This window comes from Hymenobacter chitinivorans DSM 11115 (assembly GCF_002797555.1).
In the GTDB taxonomy this organism is placed as follows: domain Bacteria; phylum Bacteroidota; class Bacteroidia; order Cytophagales; family Hymenobacteraceae; genus Hymenobacter; species Hymenobacter chitinivorans.
Genome location: NZ_PGFA01000001.1, coordinates 1,960,011 through 1,982,941 on the forward strand (window position 1 = coordinate 1,960,011; position 22,931 = coordinate 1,982,941).

Annotated in this window: 22 protein-coding genes; 15 read left to right on the plus strand and 7 right to left on the minus strand. The window is 64.1% G+C overall.

Features of this window, described 5'->3' with window-relative positions; translation table 11 throughout:
- The first annotated feature begins 299 nt into the window (after positions 1 to 299).
- The 4 genes from CLV45_RS08210 (at position 300) to CLV45_RS08225 (ending at position 3,347) form a co-directional block, all read left to right on the plus strand.
- Entirely contained in the window at positions 300 to 1,547 is a 1,248-nt protein-coding gene (locus tag CLV45_RS08210; RefSeq protein ID WP_100335878.1) for a bifunctional 3,4-dihydroxy-2-butanone-4-phosphate synthase/GTP cyclohydrolase II, read from the plus strand.
- 62 nt (positions 1,548 to 1,609) lie between these two features.
- Positions 1,610 to 2,044 carry a hypothetical protein gene (locus CLV45_RS08215; protein ID WP_100335879.1) on the plus strand — a complete coding sequence of 145 codons (435 nt, stop codon included), beginning with the start codon at positions 1,610 to 1,612 and terminating at the stop codon, positions 2,042 to 2,044.
- A gap of 130 nt (positions 2,045 to 2,174) precedes the next feature.
- Positions 2,175 to 2,390 (plus strand): hypothetical protein, encoded by a 216-nt coding sequence (locus tag CLV45_RS08220; protein WP_157807366.1) that lies wholly within the window; start codon positions 2,175 to 2,177, stop codon positions 2,388 to 2,390.
- 165 nt (positions 2,391 to 2,555) lie between these two features.
- Entirely contained in the window at positions 2,556 to 3,347 is a 792-nt protein-coding gene (locus CLV45_RS08225; protein ID WP_100335881.1) for a hypothetical protein, read from the plus strand.
- A gap of 82 nt (positions 3,348 to 3,429) precedes the next feature.
- Here CLV45_RS08225 and CLV45_RS08230 read toward each other — a convergent pair whose 3' ends face one another.
- The 5 genes from CLV45_RS08230 to CLV45_RS08250 form a co-directional block, all read right to left on the minus strand.
- Positions 3,430 to 4,188: an ABC transporter permease gene (locus tag CLV45_RS08230; RefSeq protein WP_100335882.1), complete on the minus strand. Its 759-nt coding sequence runs from the start codon at positions 4,186 to 4,188 to the stop codon at positions 3,430 to 3,432.
- Positions 4,189 to 4,297: 109 nt separating this feature from the next.
- Positions 4,298 to 5,194, minus strand: a complete 897-nt coding sequence (locus tag CLV45_RS08235; protein WP_100335883.1) for an ABC transporter ATP-binding protein — start codon at positions 5,192 to 5,194, stop codon at positions 4,298 to 4,300.
- Between the two features lie 111 nt (positions 5,195 to 5,305).
- Positions 5,306 to 7,066: a M14 family zinc carboxypeptidase gene (locus CLV45_RS08240; protein WP_100335884.1), complete on the minus strand. Its 1,761-nt coding sequence runs from the start codon at positions 7,064 to 7,066 to the stop codon at positions 5,306 to 5,308.
- Between the two features lie 348 nt (positions 7,067 to 7,414).
- Entirely contained in the window at positions 7,415 to 7,849 is a 435-nt protein-coding gene (locus tag CLV45_RS08245; RefSeq protein ID WP_100335885.1) for a DoxX family protein, read from the minus strand.
- 141 nt (positions 7,850 to 7,990) lie between these two features.
- Positions 7,991 to 8,644 carry a hypothetical protein gene (locus CLV45_RS08250; RefSeq protein ID WP_100335886.1) on the minus strand — a complete coding sequence of 218 codons (654 nt, stop codon included), beginning with the start codon at positions 8,642 to 8,644 and terminating at the stop codon, positions 7,991 to 7,993.
- A 202-nt stretch (positions 8,645 to 8,846) separates the two neighbouring features.
- On the opposite strand from CLV45_RS08250, the gene surE reads away from it, so the two are divergent.
- The 8 genes from surE to CLV45_RS08290 all read left to right on the plus strand — a co-directional run bounded on the left by surE (position 8,847) and on the right by CLV45_RS08290 (position 16,851).
- Complete coding sequence (surE, locus tag CLV45_RS08255) at positions 8,847 to 9,668, plus strand: 5'/3'-nucleotidase SurE (protein ID WP_245882860.1); 822 nt, start codon at positions 8,847 to 8,849, stop codon at positions 9,666 to 9,668.
- Between the two features lie 411 nt (positions 9,669 to 10,079).
- A complete protein-coding gene (locus tag CLV45_RS08260) occupies positions 10,080 to 11,081 on the plus strand; it encodes a DUF1028 domain-containing protein (RefSeq protein WP_100335888.1) in 1,002 nt (333 codons plus the stop codon).
- A 13-nt stretch (positions 11,082 to 11,094) separates the two neighbouring features.
- A complete protein-coding gene (locus CLV45_RS08265; RefSeq protein ID WP_100335889.1) occupies positions 11,095 to 11,676 on the plus strand; it encodes a phosphoglycerate mutase family protein in 582 nt (193 codons plus the stop codon).
- The gene (locus CLV45_RS08270) at positions 11,673 to 12,893 is read left to right on the plus strand and encodes a hypothetical protein (RefSeq protein WP_100335890.1); all 1,221 of its coding nucleotides are present in this window, start codon (positions 11,673 to 11,675) and stop codon (positions 12,891 to 12,893) included. The genes CLV45_RS08265 and CLV45_RS08270 overlap by 4 nt, the downstream gene beginning before the upstream one ends.
- Positions 12,894 to 13,007: 114 nt before the next feature.
- Positions 13,008 to 14,402: a M20/M25/M40 family metallo-hydrolase gene (locus CLV45_RS08275; protein WP_100335891.1), complete on the plus strand. Its 1,395-nt coding sequence runs from the start codon at positions 13,008 to 13,010 to the stop codon at positions 14,400 to 14,402.
- 275 nt (positions 14,403 to 14,677) lie between these two features.
- Positions 14,678 to 15,484 (plus strand): AraC family transcriptional regulator, encoded by an 807-nt coding sequence (locus tag CLV45_RS08280; RefSeq protein WP_100335892.1) that lies wholly within the window; start codon positions 14,678 to 14,680, stop codon positions 15,482 to 15,484.
- A gap of 76 nt (positions 15,485 to 15,560) precedes the next feature.
- Positions 15,561 to 16,190 carry an NAD(P)-dependent oxidoreductase gene (locus CLV45_RS08285; protein WP_100335893.1) on the plus strand — a complete coding sequence of 210 codons (630 nt, stop codon included), beginning with the start codon at positions 15,561 to 15,563 and terminating at the stop codon, positions 16,188 to 16,190.
- A gap of 97 nt (positions 16,191 to 16,287) precedes the next feature.
- Positions 16,288 to 16,851: a 2'-5' RNA ligase family protein gene (locus CLV45_RS08290; RefSeq protein ID WP_157807367.1), complete on the plus strand. Its 564-nt coding sequence runs from the start codon at positions 16,288 to 16,290 to the stop codon at positions 16,849 to 16,851.
- A gap of 134 nt (positions 16,852 to 16,985) precedes the next feature.
- On the opposite strand, the gene CLV45_RS08295 is transcribed toward CLV45_RS08290, so the two are convergent.
- Complete coding sequence (locus tag CLV45_RS08295; protein ID WP_100335895.1) at positions 16,986 to 17,819, minus strand: OmpA/MotB family protein; 834 nt, start codon at positions 17,817 to 17,819, stop codon at positions 16,986 to 16,988.
- 233 nt (positions 17,820 to 18,052) lie between these two features.
- On the opposite strand from CLV45_RS08295, the gene CLV45_RS08300 reads away from it, so the two are divergent.
- The 3 genes from CLV45_RS08300 (at position 18,053) to CLV45_RS08310 (ending at position 21,392) form a co-directional block, all read left to right on the plus strand.
- Positions 18,053 to 19,906, plus strand: a complete 1,854-nt coding sequence (locus CLV45_RS08300; protein WP_157807368.1) for a S8 family serine peptidase — start codon at positions 18,053 to 18,055, stop codon at positions 19,904 to 19,906.
- On the plus strand, positions 19,903 to 20,622 hold the full coding sequence (locus CLV45_RS08305) for a hypothetical protein (RefSeq protein ID WP_100335897.1): 720 nt from the start codon (positions 19,903 to 19,905) through the stop codon (positions 20,620 to 20,622). Before CLV45_RS08300 ends, CLV45_RS08305 begins: the two co-directional genes overlap by 4 nt.
- A 173-nt stretch (positions 20,623 to 20,795) precedes the next feature.
- Positions 20,796 to 21,392: a hypothetical protein gene (locus CLV45_RS08310; RefSeq protein WP_157807369.1), complete on the plus strand. Its 597-nt coding sequence runs from the start codon at positions 20,796 to 20,798 to the stop codon at positions 21,390 to 21,392.
- 251 nt (positions 21,393 to 21,643) lie between these two features.
- Here the strand turns inward: CLV45_RS08310 and CLV45_RS08315 are convergent, their stop codons facing one another.
- A complete protein-coding gene (locus tag CLV45_RS08315) occupies positions 21,644 to 22,897 on the minus strand; it encodes a DUF3570 domain-containing protein (RefSeq protein ID WP_100335899.1) in 1,254 nt (417 codons plus the stop codon).
- Positions 22,898 to 22,931: the final 34 nt, after the last annotated feature.

Sequence of the window (22,931 nt, forward strand, 5' to 3'; positions counted from 1 at the left end):
CGAAGCTGCTGCCCTGCAGCAGGAGCTGGCCCAGTAGCGCGAACTTTAGCTTCGCTGACCTCCGGTTGTAGTTCGCGTGGCCCGCGCCGTTAGAATCGTTGCAGTAATAGTCGTTCTGGCACGCGAACTACAACCGGAGGTCAGCGAAGCTAAAGTTCGCGCTACTGGTCGTCTTACTATTGCGCTCCTGCCTAGCCCATTTCCCCGCCCACGCCGAAAAGCCGGCCGAACCCTCGTAACTTCGCGGCGCCGTCGGTGGTTATGCTGCCGGGGCATTACTCTCCTGCTCCCCCAACCCTATGCTTGACTCTATTGAAGACGCCATTGCCGATATCCGCGCCGGCAAAGTGGTAATTGTAGTGGACGACGAAGACCGCGAAAACGAAGGCGACTTTATCTGCGCCGCCCGCTGCGCCACGCCCGAGGTTATCAACTTTATGGCCACCCACGGCCGCGGTTTGGTCTGCGCCCCGCTTATCGAGCAGCGCTGCGAGGAATTGGGCCTGGAGTTGATGGTAGGCCGCAACACGGCCTTGCATTCCACGCCTTTCACCGTGAGCATCGACTTGCTCAAGAACGGCGTGACGACGGGCATCTCGGCTTCGGACCGCTCGAAGACCATTCTGGCCCTGATTGACCCCGACACCAAGCCCGAGGAGCTGGGTAAGCCCGGCCACATCTTCCCGCTCAAAGCCCGCAAGGAAGGCGTGCTGCGCCGCGCCGGCCACACCGAGGCCGCCATCGACCTGGCCCGCCTGGCCGGTTTCGAGCCGGCCGGGGTGCTGGTCGAGATTCTGAAGGACGATGGCGAAATGGCCCGCCTGCCCGACCTGCAGGAAGTGGCCAAGCGTTGGGACCTGAAGCTGATTTCGGTGCAGGACCTGATTAAGTACCGCCTGCAAAAGGAAAGCCTCATTACCCGCGAAATTGCGGTGCAGCTCCCCACTGAGCACGGCGACTTTGAATTGGTGGCCTTCACCCAGCGCTCCACCAACGCCCAGCACCTGGCGCTGGTTAAGGGCGACATTTCGGGCGACGAGCCCGTGCTGGTGCGCGTGCACAGCAGCTGCGTCACGGGCGACATCTTCGGCTCCTGCCGCTGCGACTGCGGCCCCCAGCTGCACCGGGCCATGGAGCGCATCGAGGCCGAGGGCAGGGGCGTGATTGTGTACATGAACCAAGAAGGCCGCGGCATTGGGCTGCTCAACAAGCTGCGGGCCTACAAGCTCCAGGAACAGGGCCGCGACACGGTGGAAGCCAACCTGGAGCTGGGCTTCGGCATGGATGAGCGCGACTACGGCGTGGGCGCCCAGATCCTGCGCGAGCTGGGCATCAGCCAGATGCGCCTGCTCACCAACAACCCCCGCAAGCGTACCGGCCTGGTAGGCTACGGCCTGGAAATCGTGGAAACGGTGCCGATTGAAATTGCCGCCAACCAGCACAACGAGCGTTACCTGACCACCAAGCGCGACAAGCTGGGCCACACCATCCTGACCAAGGACCGCCACCCCCACGCCGACCCCGACGCGGCCATATCTGTAGGGTAGCACCTCCGCCTGATTAAATCCGAAAGCCCGCTCTGCCAAAAGTAGTGCGGGCTTTTTTGCGGATGATTCTCACGTCAGTTGGGCCGCTGCCGCGCCCAGGTCAGGTGCCTGATAAGTTTGCTTTTAACCAGGTAATGAATACGTACTGCCAATTTTTCTGCGCGGATGACCAATTCGGGGAAGGGCGGGCCTTCGTGGAGTACGACGAGCACAATGAGCCCATTCGGCAGGTGAACGAACTCGTTGATAATTCGGGAGGGGTTATCCTGCTGTATTCTTACATTGAGTGGGTCAACGATAGAATTGCGGGTACCTGCTACTTATCCGACTTACGCTTGGACGCGACCTTGTTGACGGAGCAGGATAGGAGCACTCAGGCAATATTCGAGGAAAAGTGGGCGGCGGCTCGGGGCTTTAATGACCCACGACTGAATATCGACCGGCGGGAATATCTGACGGCTGAAATAATCCAGCAAATCATGCGCGGTCGGCCGTAACCAACAAGGCTGGCAAGGTAGGAGCCAGGTGCCTTCGGGAATCCATTGTTCTTCGCCATGCAGCTATTCTGTAAAAAGTACGTTATGTAGCTATCCTATATAGCAGATTGCCTACTTACCCATTACTGTTATGTCTCTCACTCACGAATCGTTTTGTGGCCTTTCCTTGGATGAGCAGCTACAAATTGTGCTAACGCAGGGCGTTTTTTGCGCCACCCGCTACGAGGCTACCTACGCCATTACCCAGTACCAGGTCCGTGAATTCAGCGCCGACCTCTACTACTCCTGGCACTCGATCCTGCCCGAGCAGATCCAGACCAGTGAGCTGCAGCCCCCGGCCCGGTAAGAGCGGCGCGGCGCCCCCGAAAAACCCGCGGGCCGCGTGAACCCGGGCGAGATGGTACGGGTTACGAAAAAAGCTGCCCCAGCCGGGCCTTTCACCGCGCGAGCTGCGCCCGAAAGAGGCTCGACTGGCGGGGAAAACGGTTTTTTCGGGTATCTTTCTTTCGCTATGAAAACACTACGCTACTCTCTCGGAATCGTGCTGGTGGCCGTCGGGCTGAGCCTGGGCGCGACCACGCCGGCCGCGGCCCAGCAGCGGGCCAACTTCACCCAGGAGTTTGGGGGCAGCACCGTGCTGCTGACTACCGGCGACACGCTGCGCGGCCCGCTGGCGTTGCACCGCAACGAGGACGTGATTCGGCTGACGATGCCCGACAACACGGTCAATACGCTCTCGGCCGTGGCCGTGCAGAGCTTTGCCGTGAAGGGGCAGCAGGCCGACCGCCGCAACTACTACGACGATTTCTACGACGCCCGCTCGGGCTACTACTACGGCAGCCCGTATTACAACATGCCGCCCCGGCCCCGGCGCGAACGGGTCGACACCAGCCTGGTGCGCGTGTTCCGGACCTACCGCTGGAACCACGACAACGACTACAGTGACTTCAAGTCGCCGGCTTTTTTTGAGCAGCTCAGCGGCGGCCCCAACATTCTACTGCGGCGCGAGGCCCTGGTGGAGCGGGCCGTGAACAACGGACCCATGTACGGTGGCTACGGCTATAACCCCTACGGCGTGCCCCGCACCTCGTACTACCGGGAAATCAAGGATGCTTTCTACCTGGGCCTGCCCAGCGGCAACGTGCTGCCCCTGCGCAACCCCAAGAAGGATTTGCTGGCCGCCTTCCGCCAGCAGGCCAAGCAGATTGAGCAGTACGCCAAAGACAACAAGCTCGACTTCTCGGACCCCCGGGAGCTGGCCTTTATTGTTAACTACGCCAATTCCCTGCAGCCCAAACCTTGAACCGAATCTGGTTTAAGCCACCAATAAAAAGGAGCCCTGACCACTGGTCGGGGCTCCTTTTTGGTTGTAGGCAACGAGGAACTTACAAGTCGCGGCTGCGCAGCAGCAGGTAGCTCAGTAGCCAGAACAAGGCAATGTAGACCAGGGCCAGCGGGGCGGCCTGGGTGGGCAGCAGGGCGCTGGACGGCCCCGTGACCGTAGCCAGCAGCTCCCGGCCCGGCGTGGGCGTGAGGCTGTCGAGCACCTTGACGGGAAAGAACCGGTCGAGCTGGTCGGGGGTGCCAAAGCGCACCAGGGGCTCCACAACCCAGGCGTAGAGCAGAAAGCCCAAAAATGCCGGGCCGGCCTTGCGCAGCAGAAAGCCCAGCAGTCCGGCCAACGACACGTAGCCCAGGGCCTGCACACCGTAGAGCAGCACCGCGCCCAGGGTTTCGGGAGCCCGGCCCAGGGTTTCGGGGGAGCGGGTGAGGCCCAGGAAGAACCCAACGCCGAGCACGGCCAGCATGCCGTACAGCGCCAAGAGCCCCGACACGGCCAGCTTGCCCTGCACCAGGCCCGCCACCGAGCTGCCGTCGATGACCTGCTGGCGGAAGGTGCGGAACTGATATTCGTCGGTAATGAGGATGATGAGCAAGATGCCCAGCAGCAGGTTGAAGTAGCTGGCCACGTAACTGAGCCGGTTCCAGAGCTCGGGAAACTGGTACAGCGTGTTGCCCAGCTGCTGCCCGTTGACCGTCACGCTGCCGCCCACCGACACGAAGCCGGCCAGCAGCACCACGTATAGCAGCAAGATAACCCACACGGTGCGGTAGGGTAGAATTTTCCGAAGCTCAGCTTTCATGGAATAGTGAAATGTGAAGTTGTGAAATGGCGCACTGGTGCACTGGTGAGTTGTCGTTCTGAATGCGCGAGGCCGCGCTAGCCGAACGACAACTCACCAGTGCACCAGCTCACCTTGTGAGCTCCAGGAACTGGGCTTCGAGGCTGCGGTGGCGGGTTTCGAGGCCGGAGAGCACCACGCCGCTGGCGAAGAGGGCCCGGTTCAGCTCGGCGGCCGAGTGGCCGGGGGCCAGCACGGCGCTGTGGCCCCCGCCGGTTTCGGGGCGCACGTCGCTCACCCAGGGCAGCTGGCCCAGGGCGTGCAGCAAAGAAGCCGGGCTCAGGTCGGGCTCCACGCGCAGCACCACCCGGTCGGCGGAGGCCAGGATGCTGCTGACCGGGCCGGCCGTGCGCAGCTCCCCGCGCTGCAGCACCGCTACGTGGGTGCACACCTTTTCAATTTCATCCAGCAGGTGGCTGGCAATGATGATGGTTTTGCCCTGGGCGGCCAGGCGCTGAATCAGCTCCCGCACTTCGGCAATGCCCTGGGGGTCGAGGCCGTTGGTGGGCTCGTCGAGTACCAGCACGTCGGGCTGGCCGAGCAGGGTGGAGGCCAGGGCCAGGCGCTGCTTCATGCCCAACGAAAAGCCCCGGAAGGCGTCGTTTTGGCGGGCGGTAAGGCCGGTCATTTCCAGGGCCGCGTCCACGGTGCGCGGGTCGGCGCGCTTCACGTCGGCGGCCAGCAGCAGGTTTTGGCGGGCCGAGAGGTAGGGGAAAAAGTTAGGCGTTTCGAGCAAAGCCCCCACCCGCCGCTTGCTTTGGCTCGACAAGGGCTGCCCAAACCAGCGCACCGCGCCGCCATCGGCCCGCAGCACGCCCAGGGCCAAACCCAGCGTGGTGGTTTTGCCGCTGCCGTTGGGGCCCAGCAAGCCGTACACGCTGCCTTCTTCCACCTGCAGGCTCAGCCCGCGCAACGCCGTAGTGCCGCCGTAGCGCTTGGAAAGATTATCGAGCTCCAGAACAGCCATTCTATAGTTGTTAGTTGTTGGTTGTTAGTTGTTGGGAGGGTAGTTGTTCGTTGTCACTGGTTTGTTCGGGCTGATGACTGCTCCTGACAACTGACAACGAGCAACGAACAGCTATTCCGTAGGCAGCTTACCGCCCGACCAGCGCACGACGGGGTAGCGCAGGTGAGACTTTTCGTAGTTCGGCGACTGGCGGTACATGAAGTCGAGCTGGGCGGCGCCGCTGGCGGCAAAGGCGGGGTTGGCCTTCTGCAGGCCAGTAAGCCGCTCGCGCAGGCCCGGGTCCCGTTTGAGCAGCTCGGCGGCCACGTCTTCAAAGACGTAGTCGGAGAAGTACTCTTTCTGCTGCAGAATCGAGTCGAAGAAGCCCCAGGCGAAGAACGAGTCGGTGGCCTGGGGTTCCAGGGTTTCGATGAGGTAGCGGGCCGCGGGCTGGTCGAGGAAGGCCACGAAGTCGCCGCGGCGGAAGGTGAGGGGCTGCTGTTCGGGGCGCAGTTCCACCTTGTTGTGCAGATAATGCCCTTCGTAGGGGCGCTGGCCGGTTTTGTAGTCGGCAATGTAGTAGACCTCGGTGGTCAGGGTCGTGTCGCGGGTGAGGCGCCGGAGCTGCACGCCGTTCAGGCGCAGGCGGTCCACTACTTCGCCCCAGGCCTGCGGAATGAGGTAAGCGGCCGGCCGCGCGACGCTCACCGTGGGCCGGAACGTGTTGTAGTAGTTGATCTGGCGGGTGTAGGGCGCCTGCCGGTCGTAGTACAGCCGGGGCTGCCCACTCACGGCGCTGGGCTTGGTTTTGCCCTCGTAGCCCCGGAAGCTGATTTTCTCGAACGACGTCGTGTCAATGGCCCAGGCCAGGGGAAACTGGGCCTGGGTCCGGAGCTGCTCCTGGGCCGTGGCGCGGGCCTCGGCCAGGGCGGCGGCATCCTGGTGCACCGAGCGCACGAGCAAATCCAGGAAGTCGTACTGGGCCCGCACCCGGGGCGTGTAGGCCTTCAGCATGTGGGTTTCGGTCACAAAGCCGATGGTGTTGAAGAGCGTGGTGTAGCCGGTGGAGTAGCGCGGGGTTTCCAGAAAGCCCTGCAGGCCGCGGGCGTCGGGCGTGCGGCCCTCGAAGTCCACGTAGGGCGTCATCGGCGACTTGCGCTTGGTCATGCCCCCGTACAAGGCCGGCAGCAGGCGGCCCTGCAGATACTGGCTCAGCACCGGGTGGAGCTTGTCCTTCTGGGTGGCAATGAGGGTCATCGTGTACTGGTAGTCGGCCCCGTCGGAGGTGTGGGTGTCCACGTACACGTCGGGCTGCCAGCGCTGAAACAGCTGGGCAAAGGCGCGGGCATTACGCGAGTCCTGCTTAATATAGTCGCGGTTCAGATCCAGGTTGCGGGCGTTGCCGCGGAAGCCGTAGCTCTCGGGCCCGTTCTGGTTGGCCCGGGTGGTGGAGTTGCGCACCAGGGAGCCGTCCACGTTGTAAATCGGGATGATGACCAGGGTCACGTTTTCCAACTGCCGGCGCAGCTCCTTTTTCTGCACGTAGTCGCGGGCCAGCATCATGGCCGCATCGATGCCCTCGGGCTCGCCGGGGTGAATACCGTTTTGGATAAAAACTACCCGGCGGTTTTTCTGCCGCACCGAAGCCGGGTCCGCGTCGCCGTCCAGGGACACGACCACCTCGTGCAGGGGCTGGCCGATGTCGGTGGTGCCGGCCTCGCGCAGGGTGACTTCGGGGTAGGCCGCGTCGAGGCGCTGGTAGTAGGCAATGCACTCGGCGTGGGTCGTGGTGGTATTGCCGTTGCCCTTTTCAAAGGGTGTGCGCCAATCGGCCGCCGGGGGAGTGGCGGGAGCCGAAACGGCCAGGAGCGCGGAAAGCAGGAAAGCTAGCATGCAGGCGAAAGTAGCAAAGAGCCGCGAAGCTAGAACTAAATGCTGGTTTGGGCCTGCGCACGCGCTTCCAACAGGGGCACATTGTTTATTCTGTCATCCTGAGCGGCGCGAAGCAAAGCGAAGGACCTTCCTCGCCTCAGTGACGAGGTTTATGCCAACGTGAGAAAGTGCTTTATTCAGTTAGGAAAAAGACTTCGTCACATTGGTAGAAACCATAGCGGGCTAGGCGAGGAAGGTCCTTCGCTCATTGCGTTGCGCTCAGGATGACAGAGGAAATACGGTAGCAGTGCCGGCGAGATTCCTCGACTTCGCTTCGCTGCGTTCGGAATGACGTTCTGGTTTACCTGCCTAATACAAACGGCGGCGGGCCGGGAACAGGGCCTGGTCGAGGCTGAAGCGGCCGGGGCCGGCGAAGAGCAGGCCCAGAAACAGAAACGCCGATTCCAGGGCGTGGGAATAGGCGTTGAAATCATCACCGCTGAGCACGTGCATCACGGTGGCCATAATCATGGTGACCAGCAGCAGAAAGCAGGCAATGCGAAAAAACAACCCCAGGGCCAGCAGCTGCCCGCCCACGGCCTCGGCCACGGCGGCCAGCAGGCCCCAGGCGGCCGGGGCAAAGTCCAGGCCCACCATTTTCATCACGCTTCCTACCTGAGTCCACATTGCCGGCCCGCCCATCAGCTTGGGGTAACCGTGAATGGTAAACATCACCCCAATGCCGATGCGGAGCAGTAATAAGCCCAAATCGTGCGTGCGGTAGCGGTTTTCAAACAAGACCATAGGGGAAGAAAGGACGGGCTAGAAGGTGGGGCGGGGGCGAAGCGAGGCTATATAGAAAAGCTCCCATCGTTGCCAAAGTACAAGAATTATGGTGGAATCCCATACTTGCCAAGGCTGAGCTTCAATTGGGCTGATCCGGCACTAGCGCACCCGCACCCCAATAATGCGGGTGGCGGGCGGAATGTCGGCCGTGCTCATGTCGGGGCCGTGGTTATCGGGCAGCGACTTCTCGTCCAGAATCCAGCCAATGCGCATCTGACCCGAAATGGCCACGAAGTCATTTTCGTCCTGGCGCACCCGCGTCAGGCCGTACACCTGCCGGGCCGCCCCAAACGGGGAGCCCACCCCGATGCCCTCGGCCGTGCGGTACTGCGGGTCGTAGATGCGGATGCGGCGCAGGGTGAGGGCCGAGTCGGGGCCGCTGCGGATGAACTCCAGCACAGTTTCGGGCGCCTGGGGCTGCTGGGCGTCGCGCAGGCGGTAGGCGGGGTAGGTGGCTCCTTTATAGGAATAGGTGGTTTTGGTGAGCTGGGCGGCCGGCACCACGGCCAGCAGCTCCGCTTCCTTCATGTTCAGGCGCAGCCGGCCCACCTGGCTAGGGCTAATTAGGTGGAGCGAATCGGGCAGGCGGGTGGCCGAGGGGCTGAGCGCGGCCGGGTCGGTGGCGCCCGAGCCGCCGGCAAACGGGGCTTCGGAGCCCGAGGAGGCCGTTGGGGTGCGGCCCGCGGGCGAGTCGCAGGCACTGAGCAGAGCCAGCAGCAGGGCGCCGGCTATAATAGGAGTGGAGATGGTCATGGTTGGCAGGAAATACGGGTGGGACGAGTTTAGCGTTGACGAAAGCCCCGGCTTTACGTAGGCATAACCGGCCAAACGTCCGCCTTGGCTACCTTTGCCCCACCTTTCTGACCCTTAACCCAAGCCGCCCGTGAGTGCTAAAGCCCGCAAACCGCTGATTCTGATTTCCAACGACGACGGCATCACGGCCCCCGGCATTGCCATGCTCGTGCGCGTGATGCGCCGCATCGGCGAGGTGGTGGTCGTGGCGCCCAACTCCCCGCAGTCGGGTATGGGCCACGCCATTACCATTGGCAGCTCCCTGCGCCTGGACCCGAGCACCATATTCCCGGGCATCGAGGCCTACGAGTGCAGCGGCACCCCGGCCGACTGCGTGAAGCTGGCCAAGCACATGGTGCTCAAGGACCGCAACCCCGATTTGGTGGTGTCGGGCATCAACCACGGCTCCAACTCCTCGGTGAACGTGCTGTACTCGGGCACGATGTCGGCCGCCATTGAAGCTGCCATTGAGGGCCTGCCCGCCATCGGCTTCTCGCTGTGCGACTACGGCCACGAGGCCGATTTTTCCCACACCGAAGAGTGGGTCGAGCACATTACCCGCCAGGCCCTGCAAAACGGCATTCCGGTGGGCACGGCCCTGAACGTGAATTTCCCCAAGAAGCAGGCGCAGCCCATTGCCGGGGCTAAGCTCTGCCGCCAGGCCCGGGCCAAGTGGGCCGAGGAATTCGACGTGCGCCTCGACCCCCACAAGCGCCCCTACTACTGGCTTATCGGCAACTTTGTGAACGAAGACCAGGGCGAGGACACCGACGAGTTTGCCCTGGCCCACAACTACATTTCCATCGTGCCCTGCCAGTTCGACCTGACGGCCCTGCACGGCATCACCCAGATGAACGAGCAGTGGAGCCTGGCCCTGAATGGGGAAGAATCGAAGGCCAACGTGGCGACCAAAAAAGCCTCTTCCCCGCAGCCCGCCCAGCCGGCCAAAGCCGCGCAGCCCGCCAAGAAAGCCAGTAGGAAGTAAGGATTTCATCCAAAAATGCCGAGCCCCGAAATAACGTTTCGGGGCTCGGCATTTTTGGGGGATTCGGGCTCGGACACGGTGCGTGATAGGCTGAGTTAGTCGTGCGACGGGTTGTGACGGCCCTGTGATAGGCTCGGTCGCAAGTGCGACACGTTGTGACGCACTTGCGACGAGGTGTGACACGCGTGCGAAGCCTTATGACGACCGTGCGACGGGTTGTGACGACCCTGCGAAGCCTTATGACAGCTTTGCGAAGCCTTGTGACGACCGTGCGAAGCCTTATAACAGTCGTGCAAGAGGTTATGACGGTCGTGCGGGGCGTGATGACTGCTTTCGCAAGAAGCCTGGCGGGCCTAACCGCGTTTGTGCGTTATCTTGCCCGTCTACTTCCTCCTGCTACCCCCTTTTCTGATGCTGCTCAAATCCCGCTTTTTCGTGGCGCTGCTGCTGGCCCTCGGCCTGGGCCAGCGCGCCACGGCCCAGGTTTACACCGCTTCCGACCCGCTGGCCCACACGTTTTCCATCGTCGCCCGCGACCCGGCCACCGGCGACATGGCCGTGGCCGTGCAAAGCCACTGGTTTTCGGTGGGCACGGCCGTGAGCTGGGGCGAGGCCGGGGTGGGCGTGGTAGCCACCCAGTCGTTTACCAACAAGTCGTTTGGCACCCGGGGCCTGGCCTTGCTCAAAAGCGGCAAAACCGCCCAGCAGGCCCTCGACGAGCTGCTGGCCACCGACGAAGGCCGCGACGTGCGCCAGGTGGCCATCCTCGACGCCCAGGGCAACGTGGCCACCCACACCGGCAAGAAGTGCGTGGACATGGCCGGCCACCAGCAGGGCAAGCAGTTTTCGGTGCAGGCCAACATGATGCTCACCGATAAAGTGTGGCCCGCCATGGCCCAGGCCTACGAGAAAAATGCCCAGCTACCTTTCGCCGAGCGGGTGCTGTCGGCCCTGGACGCGGCCCAGGCCGCGGGCGGCGACATCCGGGGGCGGCAGTCGGCGGCCCTGCTGGTGGTGCGCGGCAAAGCCACGGCCGCGCCCTGGGACGACCGGCTCATCGACCTGCGGGTGGAAGACAACCCGGCCCCGCTGCCCGAGCTGGCCCGCCTGCTGCGCCTCACCCGCGCCTACGACCATATGAATGCCGGCGACCTGGCCGTGGAGAAGAATGACATGCCCCGGGCCATTCAGGAGTATGAGGCGGCCGAGAAGATGTTCCCCAAGAACCTGGAAATGCAGTACTGGCACGCCATTACGTTGGCCAACAAGCAGCAGCTACCCGCCGCGCTGGCGTTGCTGCGGTCCATTTTCCGGCAGGAGCCCAACTGGCGCACCCTCACCGAGCGGCTGCCCAAAGTCGGCTTGCTGACCGTGTCGGCCGCCGAGCTGCAACAGATTCTGAGTTTGAAATAACCCGCCCCGTTCTATGAAATTCGCCTTTCGCCTTGCTGGTACCAATCGAGTTTGGGCTCTGAGCGGCCTGCTGTTCGCGCTGTGGCTGGGCCTGCTGGGCTGCGCCGCGTCCAAGCCCGGCGCCGCGGCCGTGACGACCGTCTACATCGTGCGCCACGCCGAGAAGGACCCCACGCCCGGCCTGCCCGACCCGGCCCTGACCCCGGCCGGAGAGGCACGGGCCCTGGCCTTGCGCGAGCAGTTGGGCAAGCAACCCATTGCGGCCATTTTTACCACCAACACCACCCGTACCCGCACCACGGCGGCGCCCCTGGCCCAGCAGCTCGGCCTCACGCCCCAGGTGTACGATGCCAAGCAGCAAAGCGCGTTGGTCGAGCGAATCAAAACCGAGTTTGCGGGTAAAAAGGTGCTGGTCGTGGGCCACTCCAACACGATTCTGGAAACGGCCGAAGCCCTGGGTGCCACCCGGCCCGTGCCCACGGTGCAGGACAATGAGTTCAGCTACCTGCTGGAAGTGAAGCTGCCCGCCGCGGGCCCGGCTACGGCCACGGCCCGGCAGTACGGCGCGGCCCCGGTACCCGTGCCCGCCAAATGAACCGAATTCGTCTGCTGCTGGTACTAGGGCTGCTGAGTGGTCGGTTTTGGTCGGCGGCCCAGGGCGTTACCCTGCCCCCGGACAGCTCCCGGAAGCCGGTTCTGGTGCCCGTGGTGGTCGATACCCTGGCCCGCAAGTTCAGTCTGATCGGGCCCCTGGATAGTGCGGCCCGCCCTAATCTGCTGGCGCACGAGCGGTATCCCGGGCCGCGCCGCCTGCGGGGTACCATCGGCAAGCAGTCCGTGACGGTGGAGCTGGACTCGGCCAACGGCAGCTACGTGGGCGGGTTTTACTACGACCGGGCCGGCCGCTGGCTGGAAGTGCGCCTCGACGCGCGCCGGGGGGCCCGCACGCTGAATCTGTGCGAAACCCCGGCGGGCGACCTGACCGGCCGCCTGCGCCTGCCAACCAAGGCGGCGGCTCAGCTCAAGGGCACCTGGGAAAATGCCGATGGCCGCCACCAGTACCCGTTTGTGCTGCGCGAAACCTACGCCGGCGCCGCCCATTACGAGCAGGACCTGTGGGAAATGTGGCGCTACACCGTGCGGCGCGACACGAGCTACATTCCCCGCGACTCGGCCTTTTTTCACCAGCTCTACGTGCGGGTCAGCCTGCCCCAGAACCCCGGGGCCGAGCAGCGTCTGCGCCGGGCCCTGGCCGCCCCGTTTGCCCCGGACCTGATGCCCCTGTACCTGGACACCCTGCTGGCCCGCCGCCAGCAGCAGTACAACCGCTACCAGTTTCACAGCTACAGTGACGTGGTCTATAATGGCAACAACCTGCTCTCGGTGATGCGCGTGACCAGCTTCCAGCAGGGACCCTACTACGAGCCCCACGAGTGGTACGACGGGGCCACCTTCGACCTGCGGACCGGGCAGCGCCTGCGCCTGCCGGACCTGCTGGTGGCCGACTACAAGAAACGCCTGCTGGAGCTGTTTCGGCGGGGTTTGAAGCGGGCGTTGGCCGCCGCCCCCGGCTACGGGCCCCTCGGCGGGCCCGCCCCGAAGCTGCCCACCGGAGGCTTCGTGCTGGCCCCCGCGGGCCTGGTCTTCACCTACGACGACCGGGATGCGCCCACCCTGAGCAAGCCGCTCGACGACAAGGCCGACCGGTTTCTGGAAGTGGTGCTGCCCTACGAGGAGCTGCTACCCCTGATTCGGCGCAAGGGGCCCCTGGCACCGGTGCTGCGGGAGCGGGGCCTGCTGCCAAAAAAGTAGCCACCCGACGCAGCCCACCCGCGTTTCCTGTTACCTTAGCCCGGCGCCACGGGCTTGAAATAGGCCCGCCGAGGCCCGTTTATCCGTTTTTCAACTCGCTGAATTTCTTCTGCTATGCGCTCTTTCTTCCGCCGCGGACTGCTGCTCTCCGGCCTTGGTTTTCTGACGCTTACGGCCCAGGCCCAAACGGTGGCCGGCACTAAAAACGACTCCCTGGCCCTGCGCAAAATCTACGATGAGGCCCTGCTGCGGGGGCAGAGCTACGAAAACCTGCGCTACCTCACCGGGCAGATTGGGGGCCGCCTGAGCGGCTCGCCCCAGGCCGAGCAAGCCGTGCAGTGGGGCAAGACCACGATGGAAAAGCTGGGTCTCGACCGGGTGTACCTGCAGGAAGTAATGGTGCCCCACTGGGTGCGCGGGGCCAAGGAGAAGGCCGAAATCAAGCCCGCCAAGGGCAAGGGCGTGGAAATGAACGTCTGCGCCCTGGGCGGCTCGGTGGGTACCAATGGCAAAATCAGGGCCCAGGTGGTGGAAGTCAAAAGCTGGGCCGAGCTGGCCGCTCTGCCCGACGACCAGGTCAAGGGCCGGTTCGTGCTCTTCAACCGCCCTATGAACCCGACCTTCATCGAAACCGGCCAGGCCTACGGCGACGCCGGCGACCAGCGCCGCAACGGGGCCATTGAGGCCGCCAAGCGCGGGGCCGTGGGGGCCCTGGTTCGCTCCCTGACCCTGGCCCACGACGACTTTCCCCACACCGGCACCATGCGCTACGACGAGAAGGTGACCAAGATTCCGGCGGCCGCCCTGAGCACCGACGGCGCCGACCGGCTCAGCCAGCTGCTCAAAGCCGACCCGGGCCTGAGCTTCGAGCTGGAAATGAGCTGCCAGACCCTGCCCGAGGTGAAAAGCTACAACGTGGTGGGCGAAATCAAGGGCTCCAAATACCCCAATGAGGTTATTGCCGTGGGCGGCCACCTCGACTCCTGGGACCTGGCCCAGGGCGCCCACGACGACGGCACGGGCTGCGTGCAAAGCATCGAGGCCCTGCGCCTGCTCAAAGCCACCGGCCTCAAGCCCGAGCGTACGGTGCGGGCGGTGCTGTTTATGAACGAGGAAAATGGGGTGCGGGGCGGCACTAAATACGCCGAGCTGACCAAGGCCGCCGGCGAGCAGCACCTGGCCGCCATGGAGTCGGACGGGGGCGGCTTCACGCCCCGGGGCTTCAACATCGAGGCGCCGGCCGCGACGGTGAAGAAAGTACAGCAGTGGCAGCCCCTGTTCCGGCCCTACGGCAGCACCGAGTTCAAGGCCGGCCACTCCGGCACCGACATCGAGCCCCTGAAAGACCAGGCCAAAGCCCTCATCGGCTACGACTGCGACGACCAGCGCTACTTCGACATCCACCACACCGCCGCCGACACCTTCAACAAAGTCAACCGCCGGGAGCTGGAGCTGGGCGGCGCCAGCATGGCCTCGCTGATTTATCTGCTCAGCAAATACGGGTTGTAAGCGGTATTTCGGGTTGAATCCGTGTAGCCTCGCCCGGTTGGTAGTACCAGCCGGGCGAGGCTTTTTGGTAGCTGCCACTGGGGAAAGGCCATCCGGCCCCAGCTTTCCGCCCGCCGCCTTGCTGAATACAATACCAGGAGAATATCCAGGAGTCTGCTGAGGAAGGTTCTTGACTATCAGGTTTTTGAAAAACCAGTACCTTGCTGCACTTCCCCGCACCGGAATAGCCGGGGAGGGCCTTGGGTTATCGTTGTTGAGCTTCTGACTCACCTGTTATGCACTTTCAGCAGTTTGCGCCGCCGGAGCCGCTTCAAGCCTATGTCCGCTACTTCTGGCGGCTGGAACATTCCTCCCCGGAGCCCGCCACGTTTCACACCATCGTGGATGGCTGCCCGGGGCTGATTCTGCAGGCCGCGGGTTCAGCGCCCATCTGCGACCCGGTCGGCAAGCTCTGGCCCGAGGTTCTGCTCTATGGACAGGCGACGCGGGCCACCCAGCTTCGGGCCGGGGGCGCGTTTGCGCTGCTGGGGGCCTGCTTGTACCCGGGCACCGAGCGGCTGCTGTTTCACCTGCGGGCCGATGAATTAACCAATACTTGCCTGGACGTGGAGCTGCTTCCGGCGGGGGGGCGCCGGTTTCGGCAGCAGCTGCAAAGCATCGAAAGCCCGGATACTCGCTTGGCCCAGCTCTGCGTCTTTCTGCTGCGGGCGGTGGGCACCACCCCGGCGAGCCTGGAGCCGGGTATTCAGTACGCCCTGCAGCAGCTCATTGCCAGCCGGGGCGCCTTGCCGCTGGGCGAGTTGCTGGCCGGCTTGCCGTTTTCAGAGCGCAGCTTTCAGCGCAAATTCCAGGAATACGTGGGCGTATCACCCAAGCTCTTTGCCCGGATCTGCCGGTTTCAGACCACGCTGACCCAGCTGCGCGCCGCTCAGTACGACAAGCTTTCGGATCTGGCCTTGGCCAACGACTACGCCGACCAGTCGCACCATATCCGCGCCTTTCGGGAGTTTGCCGGGGTAGCCCCCCACCAGTACGCTACCCGCACGCGGGAAGTCCTTGAAAACCTGACCCTGGTGCTTTAAGCGTATTTGGCGGTTTTGTTCTATTTTCTGGGCCTCGGAAAGTGGTGCTTTGCAGAGAACCAAACTTCTCCGCACCATGAACCTACTTATTTTCGGAGCAACCGGCGGCACGGGTCGTCAGCTGGTCGCCCAAGCCCTCGATGCCGGCCACCACGTAACGGCCTTTGCCCGCACCCCCGCCAAGCTGGCCATTACTCACCCCCGGCTGCGCACCGTGCAGGGCGACGTGCTCGACTACGAAGCCGTGCTGGCCGCCATGCCCGGGCACGAAGCCGTGCTGTCGGCCCTGGGAGCCCCAGCCACCCAGAAAGGAGCTGTGCGCTCGGTGGGCACCCGCCACATTCTGCAGGCAATGGAAGCCAGCCAGGTTTCCCGCTTTATCTGCCTGACCACTCTGGGCATGGGCGACAGCCGGGCCGCGCTGCCTTTTTCCTACAAGTACTTTATCGTGCCGCTGTTTCTGCGCCAGGCCTTCGCCGATTCTGAGGTGCAGGAAAGCTATATTCAGCGCAGCCCACTGGCCTGGACGATTGCCCGCCCGGCTACGCTCACCGACGGTGTGCGCACGGGCACGTACCGCCACGGCTTTCCCGCTTCGGCTTCAGGCCTGAAAATCAAAATCTCCCGGGCCGACGTGGCCGACTTCATGCTTGGGCAGCTGCAGGAGCCCACCTATCTGCGCCAGGCGGCCAGCTTGTCGTACTAACCGCCCTTGGCCAGGCAGTATATTCTGGCTAAAGAACGGGGAACCGGCCGTCGGGGGATTCGTAATCCCGGCGGCCGGTTTTGCCGTTCAACGTAGCGTGAACCAGCCCCCCTCTTCTCCACCATCGTCGCTGTACCTGCTGGCGTTGCTGCCGCCCGAGCCCGTGTTTTCCCAGGTATGGGCCCTGAAGCAGGAAGTGCATCAGCGTACCGGCAGCCGCAACGCCGTGCGCCTGCCGCCCCACATTACCCTGATTCCGCCCCTGCGCCAGCCCGCCACGTTTGAGGCCGCCGCCGCGCAGACCTTAACCGAGTTTGCGGGCTCGCAGTCCACTTTTTCGGTAGGCCTGCGCGACTTCCGCTGGTTTGGCAACCGCACCCTGTATGTGCACGTGGAGCCGGCCGAGGCCGTCAAAGCCTTTCACGCGGCCCTGACGGAGTGGTGCGCCGGGCACTTGCCCCAGGTGCCGCGCGAAACCCGCCCTTTCACGCCCCACATGACCCTGGCTACCCGGGACCTGCCCCCGGCCGCCGTGCCCGAGCTGCGGCCCCTGTTTCAGGCCCGGCACTACGAGGCCTGTTTCGAGGTGCATAGCCTCGTGCTGTTTCGCCACGACGGCCGGCAGTGGCAAAATATCCGCGAGTTTGCCCTGGCTGATTAGGAAGCCGGCAAGGCCTTCCGCGGCTAGTAGATTGCCCTAAACAAAAAGCTCAGCCACCGGCTGAGCTTTTTGTATGCAGTTGCCAGGAAAGTCGGCCCGTGGGTAGCTGACCCTGCTAGTGGCTGGGAAGGTCCTTAGTTGGCCTCCAGAATCTGGAACAGCTCGTCGAGCTTGGGCGTCAGGATGATTTCGGTGCGGCGGTTCAGGGCTTTTTCGGCCGGGGTGGTGTTGGCCGCCACCGGCACGTACTGCGAGCGGCCCGAGGGCGTTACCTGGGCCGGGTTCAGACCCGACTCAGTCAGGATTCGGGTAATTTCGGTGGCCCGCAGCACGCTCAAATCCCAGTTATCCTTCATGCCCAGGGTGCCTTTGGTGATGGGCACGTTGTCGGTGTGGCCTTCCACCAGGACGTTCACGTCCTGGTTGCCCTGCAGGGCCGTAGCCAGCTTTTTGAGGGCTTCCTGGCCTTTGGGGTCCACTTTGGTGGAGCCCGACTTGAACAAGAGCTGCTCCGACAAGGACACGTAGACCTTGCCGTTGCGCACGTTCACCTGCAGGTCGTTGGCGTTGAAGCCGAGCAGGGCGTCGCCCACTTTCTTGCGCAGGGCCTTCACGGCGGCGTCTTTCTGGTCGAGGATGCGCTGCATTTCGGCAATGCGCTGCTCCTTGGAGCGCAGGTCGGCCGAGAGCTGGGTATTGGCCGCCTGGGCCCCGCTGAGGTTGTCGTTGAGCTGGTTGACCTGCTGATTTTTGTTGAGCAGGCTGGAGCGCAGCGCATCCTCACTGCGGGCTTTGTCCTGCTCCAGGGCCGTTTTCTGGGCCTGGAGCTGCTCCCGCGACTTGGTCAGCTCGTCGTACTGGCTTTGCAGGGCGGTGTATTTCTTCTGCGACACGCAGCCCGTACCCAGCGTGAGCAGGCTGGTGCTGAGCAATAAAGCGAGGGTAGGGCGAAAAAAGGAACGGTTCATGGCAATAGGGTAGGGTAAATAAATGGTTAGCTTCTGCCTCAAACGGGCCGCGCCGGGCCGGAGTTGTTGAGCTTCTAAGCGGCCCGGCGGCCCAGAATCTGCTGCTGAAAGACTTAGCCGCAGGGGTAATCTGCCCGCCGCGAGTTGTTGGCCCGCCCCGCCACCGGGTTTTTTGCCGGTTGCCGCCGGCTTTTGGTGCCGGCCTCGTACCTTCCGCCTCTCATTCCCAATCTGTGCTGCTTTCTGCTGTGTTTTCTACGGCTCCTCGTTGGTATGCTGCCCGCTGGGGCAAATTGTTGGCCGGCGCCGGTTTGCTGCTGGGCAGCCTGAGCGCCGCGGCAGCTCCCGGACCCTCGCCCCACCCGGCGGCCCCGCCTACGGCCCGCTACTGGGTGCGCCTGCGCCACAAGGCCGGCGTGCAGTTCAGCCCGGCCGCGTACTTCAGCCCCGCCGCCCAGGCCCGCCGCCAGCGCCAGCACCTGCCCGCCTGCGACAGTACCGACTTCCCCGTCCGCCCCGACTTTGTGCGCCAGATTACGGCCGTGGCCGATTCCGTGACGCTGGTCAGCCGCTGGTTTAATGCCGTGGCGTGCCGGGCCACGCCCGGGCAGGCCGCCCGCCTGCGCCGGCTGCCCGGCGTGCGGAGCGTGGAACCCTGGCCGGTCCAAACGCCCGTGGTGGCCTCCACGAAGCAGGCCAACGAGCGGGGCACAATGACGATTTCAGCCGACGACCGGCAGCTGGCCCGCCGCCAAACCGCCAGCCTGGGCGGGGCCGCCTTTCAGCAGGCTGGTTTCCGCGGCCAGGGGCTGCGCATTGCCATTTTCGACGTGGGCTTTTTGGGCGCCGCCCAGCACCCGGCCTTCCAGCGCCTGCTCGCCGAGAAGCGCCTGGTAGCCACCCACGACTTCGTCCGGAACCGCCCCAACGTGTTTGTCAGCGGCACGCACGGCACCGAGGTGCTGTCCTGCATTGCCGGCCTGCTGCCCGATGGCACGCCGCTGGGCCTGGCCCCGCAGGCCGAGTTTCTGCTGGCCCGCACCGAGCGGCTCAACCGGGAAATCTACGCCGAGGAAGAAGCCTGGCTGGCCGCCGCCGAGTGGGCCGACCGTAACGGGGCCGACATCATCAACTCTTCGCTGGGCTACACCGACCGGCGCTACTTCCCCGAGCAGATGAACGGGCGCACCAGCCTGGTGGCCCGGGCCGCCGAGCTGGCCGTGCGCAAGGGTATTCTGGTAGTCAATGCCGCCGGCAACGATGGGGAAGACCCCGACTGGCGCACCATCGGCACGCCCGCCGACGCCGACTCGGTGCTGGCCGTGGGCGGCCTCGACCCGGATACCTACCTGCACATCGACTTCAGCAGCTACGGCCCCAGTGCCGACCGGCGCGTGAAGCCCAACGTCATTGCCTTCGGGACGGTGCTGGCCGCCGCGCCCGGCGGCTACGTGCGCACCCAGGGTACTTCCTTCTCCAGTCCGCTGCTGGCGGGCTTCGCGGCCTGCGCCTGGCAGCAAAACCGCAGTCTGACCGTCATGCAGCTCTTCGACCAGCTGCAGCGCTGCGCCGACTTGTACCCGTACTTCGACTACGCCCACGGCTACGGCCTGCCCCAGGCCGCGGCGTTGCTGCGCCCGGCGGCCCCGGCGCCCAGGCCGCGTCCCAGCGTCGACTTCGTGCGGCAGGATACGGTGCTGGCCGTGCTGATTCGGCCCGAGGCGGCCGTTATTCCGGCCCAGGTGCTGCCCCTGTACTCCGATTCGGTGACCCTGGTCGGGGGCACCCGCAACACAACCGTGCCCGCCGTGGGCCGCGAGGAACTGGCCCCGCCCCTGAATAAGCCGGGCGGTAACCGCCCCGCCCAAAGTCAGCCGCCGGCCGAGGCCGACCCGGGGCTGGTGCCGCTGGTGCGCCCGGGCTACCTCTACTGGCACGTGGCCGACGGCCGCGGGGTGCTGCGCAGCTACGAAGTGCGGGAAGTAACCCAGCGGGCCGTGCTCCAGATTCCGCTGCGCACCCTGCGCCCCGGCGACACGGTGCGGGTCTGCTACCGGGGCCTCACCCAAAGCTATTTAGTGCCATGAATAATTCCCGCTTCGTGCTGTTGGCCGGGTTGCTGGGCGTAGGTGGGCACGCCCAGGCCCAGCGTGTGCTGCTGCGCGAAAACCCGGCCCAGGATACCGTGGCCAGCGTTTTTGGGCCCAACCGGGCCTACTACAACCATTTCTACGTGGGCTACGGCCTGGTGGCGGGGCCCGGTAGCGCACGGGCCGGGGCCGGGCTGCGCTACGGCAACTCGGCCGAAATCGTGGTGGGGCTGCGCAACAAGTTTCGGGTGTCGCAGGCCCTGGCCCTGGGCTTCGATTTGCGCTACGCCCGCGTGGCTTATTACCTGGCCCAGAATGCCCAGAAAGTGGTGCCCAACCCCGCCCCGCACTACCGCGAGTATCTGGCTTTGCCCCAGGCTCAGCTGGAAGGCTTCGTGCGCGTCAACTACGGCCGGCGCGGCAACGTCATCGGGCGCTACGTGGACGTGGGCGGCTGGGGCGGCTGGGTGATTAGCACGGCCCACCACTACGAGGACCGGCCCGCTACCAGCGGGGCCAAGCGTGTGGACGTGACCGAGCACGGCCTAGATTACCTGCGCCGCTGGACCTACGGGGCGGGGCTGCGGGCCGGCTCCAGCCGCTACGCCCTGACGGCCCGCTACCGCCTTTCCGACGTGTTTACGGCGCCCTATCAGGGGCTCTATCCGGAGCTGCCGCGCTGGGTTGTCGGGCTGGAGCTGGGCTGGCTGTAATTTGTAAAATACCCGGCCGGGAAAAGGCAACCTTCGGCCCGTTTTTGTGGTACATGCACCCAACAACCCTGCTTTGCTGCAAAATTGCCGCTGATTTCCTGTTCAGGTAGCAAGGCTGTTCGGGACGTTTTGTATTTTGCCGAACTGATTTGAAGATGGTTGATTACCCCACAATGAAAAAACTCGTTCTCCCCGCTGCCTGTGCAGCTCTCTTGCTGCAAATGACCTCGTGTATCAACACGGAGCGGGAGGTTGGAACATCGCAGAACGCGGATAAGGTGTACACGCCCCCCACGACGACCAACCGCGTCAGCAGCCGTACGGTGCTCAACACGGTGCGGGCTTCGCACTACTTTTCCAATACCAAAACCAAGGATAACTTCATTCTGCAGCTTCAGGGGCCCAAAATCCTGAATGCCCAGGCCCGGTTCATCATTGTCAATAGCGCCGGCGATACGCTGCGCAAGGAAGTAATGCCGGCCAGTGCCCTGCTCGACGAGCGGGAGCTGGAAGATCCGCAGGCTGCCACCGTGCGCGACAAGGAAATTGCCATTCTCAAGGGCATGAACAATTTCTTCCGCGAGGACCGTTTCACCCAGCCCGCCGTGCCCAAAACTGCTGCTCAGCCCGCCGAAATTGATCCGCAAAGCTGGTCGGCCGTGAAGGAAGACAACAAGGCCGTTGGCTTCGACTACATCACCGCCGGCGGCAAAGAGCGCCGCATTGCTTACGCCAAGAAGCTGCAGAAAGCAGTAGTTATTGCCGAGTAACGTCGGTAGTTGCCCAAAGCAAAAGCCCCGCTGTGCACGCAGCGGGGCTTTTTGTGTTTCCAGGCTGTCATCCTGAACGCAGTGTAGGACCTTCCTCTATGCTCTGACAAGCTTCGGTCAATGGGCCTTAGCCCCTCGCCACGCCAGTAGTAAAAAGTGTTGAGCGGTGGTAGTACCTGCTGCGGGATAGGTGAGGAAGGTCCTTCGGCTGCGCCTCAGGAGGACAACTCGGTATCAGCCGCTACCACGCCTTAGGGCAGGATAAAGGAGAAGTCGGCGCTGAAGATGTCGGCTGTCAGGTCGGTGCTGCGGCGGTAGTGGGCGTAGCGTAGGTCCAGGGCCTTGAACTGGGCAATCCGGCCCCCAAATGGCGTTTTGAAGCGCCCAATACCGTATACCGGCGAGTAGCGCAGGCCCAGGCCCAGCTTATTGGCCGAGAAGCCCGAGAGGTCGTAGTCGGAGGTGTAGAACTGCTCGCCGGGCTGGTGCTGCAGGTAGGGCGCGAAGTAGCGGGCCTGGGTTTGGGTGTGGTAGCGGTAGAAGGGGTACACGACGAAGAACGGCGTGATTTTCACCGGCGTTTCCAGCTCCAGGGTGTGGGCCCGGATGCCGAAGTCGTCGTTGTAGAACCGGTAGTAGCCGCGCAGCAGCACTAGGTCGGAGGCGTAGTAGCTCAGGCGCAACCCCACCGGGTACTTGAAGCGGGAGCCGGGCAGGGCCTCCACTTTGGCCTCGCCCAGGGCCCCGGTGCTGCCCTGGAAATACACCCGGTGAAACGGCGTCGAGAGCAAGCCTTTCTGATACACCAGCTCGGTGCTCACGCTCACCTGCAGGCGCTGGGTGAGCACCTGCGACAACACGGCCGACAGGTTATAGCTCTGCCGGGGCGCGGAGCCGTCTTCCTTGCGCCCGTTGGTACGCAGCTCCACGGGCCGGATAATGGTAGCCTGGTCGAAAAATACCTGCCCGGCCACGCTCAGCTCCCGGTTTCCGTCGCGGGAGGTCTGGGCCCAGGAGGCGGCCACGTTCACCGATTTGTAGTCGTACTCGGTGGAAACGCCCGCGCCCAGCCCCACGATGCTGCGGCGGCCCGGCAGCTGCCGGGTGTAGCCAAAGTCGGCGTGGAAGCGGGTGTCGCTGGAGGAAGGGGAGGAGAGTACCTGGTCGATTCGGTCGGTGGAGGCCGAGGCGTACACGTCCATGCCCAGGTTGGCCGACAGCCGGCTCAGGGTATCGAGCGGCACGTTCAGAATAATGGTGGGCGTCAGGTTGGTGAGGTGCTCGGTGCCCCGGCCGCCTTCCACCGCGCCGTGGCTGCCATCCTGCTGGTAGTAGCTCATCAGGATGTTGAGCTCCGTTTCGCCGGCCGCGCCCCGGGTGGCAGCAGGAGTGGCCGGGGCGCCGTAGCCATCCACCCGGTTTTGGGTGTTGCCGCCCTGTGCTAACGATTTTAGCGGCACCAGCAGGCCTAGGCTAAGGCTCAGCAACAAGGCGCTGTTTTTCAAAAGTATGCGTCTGCTCACGTAAAGTATTGCCTGT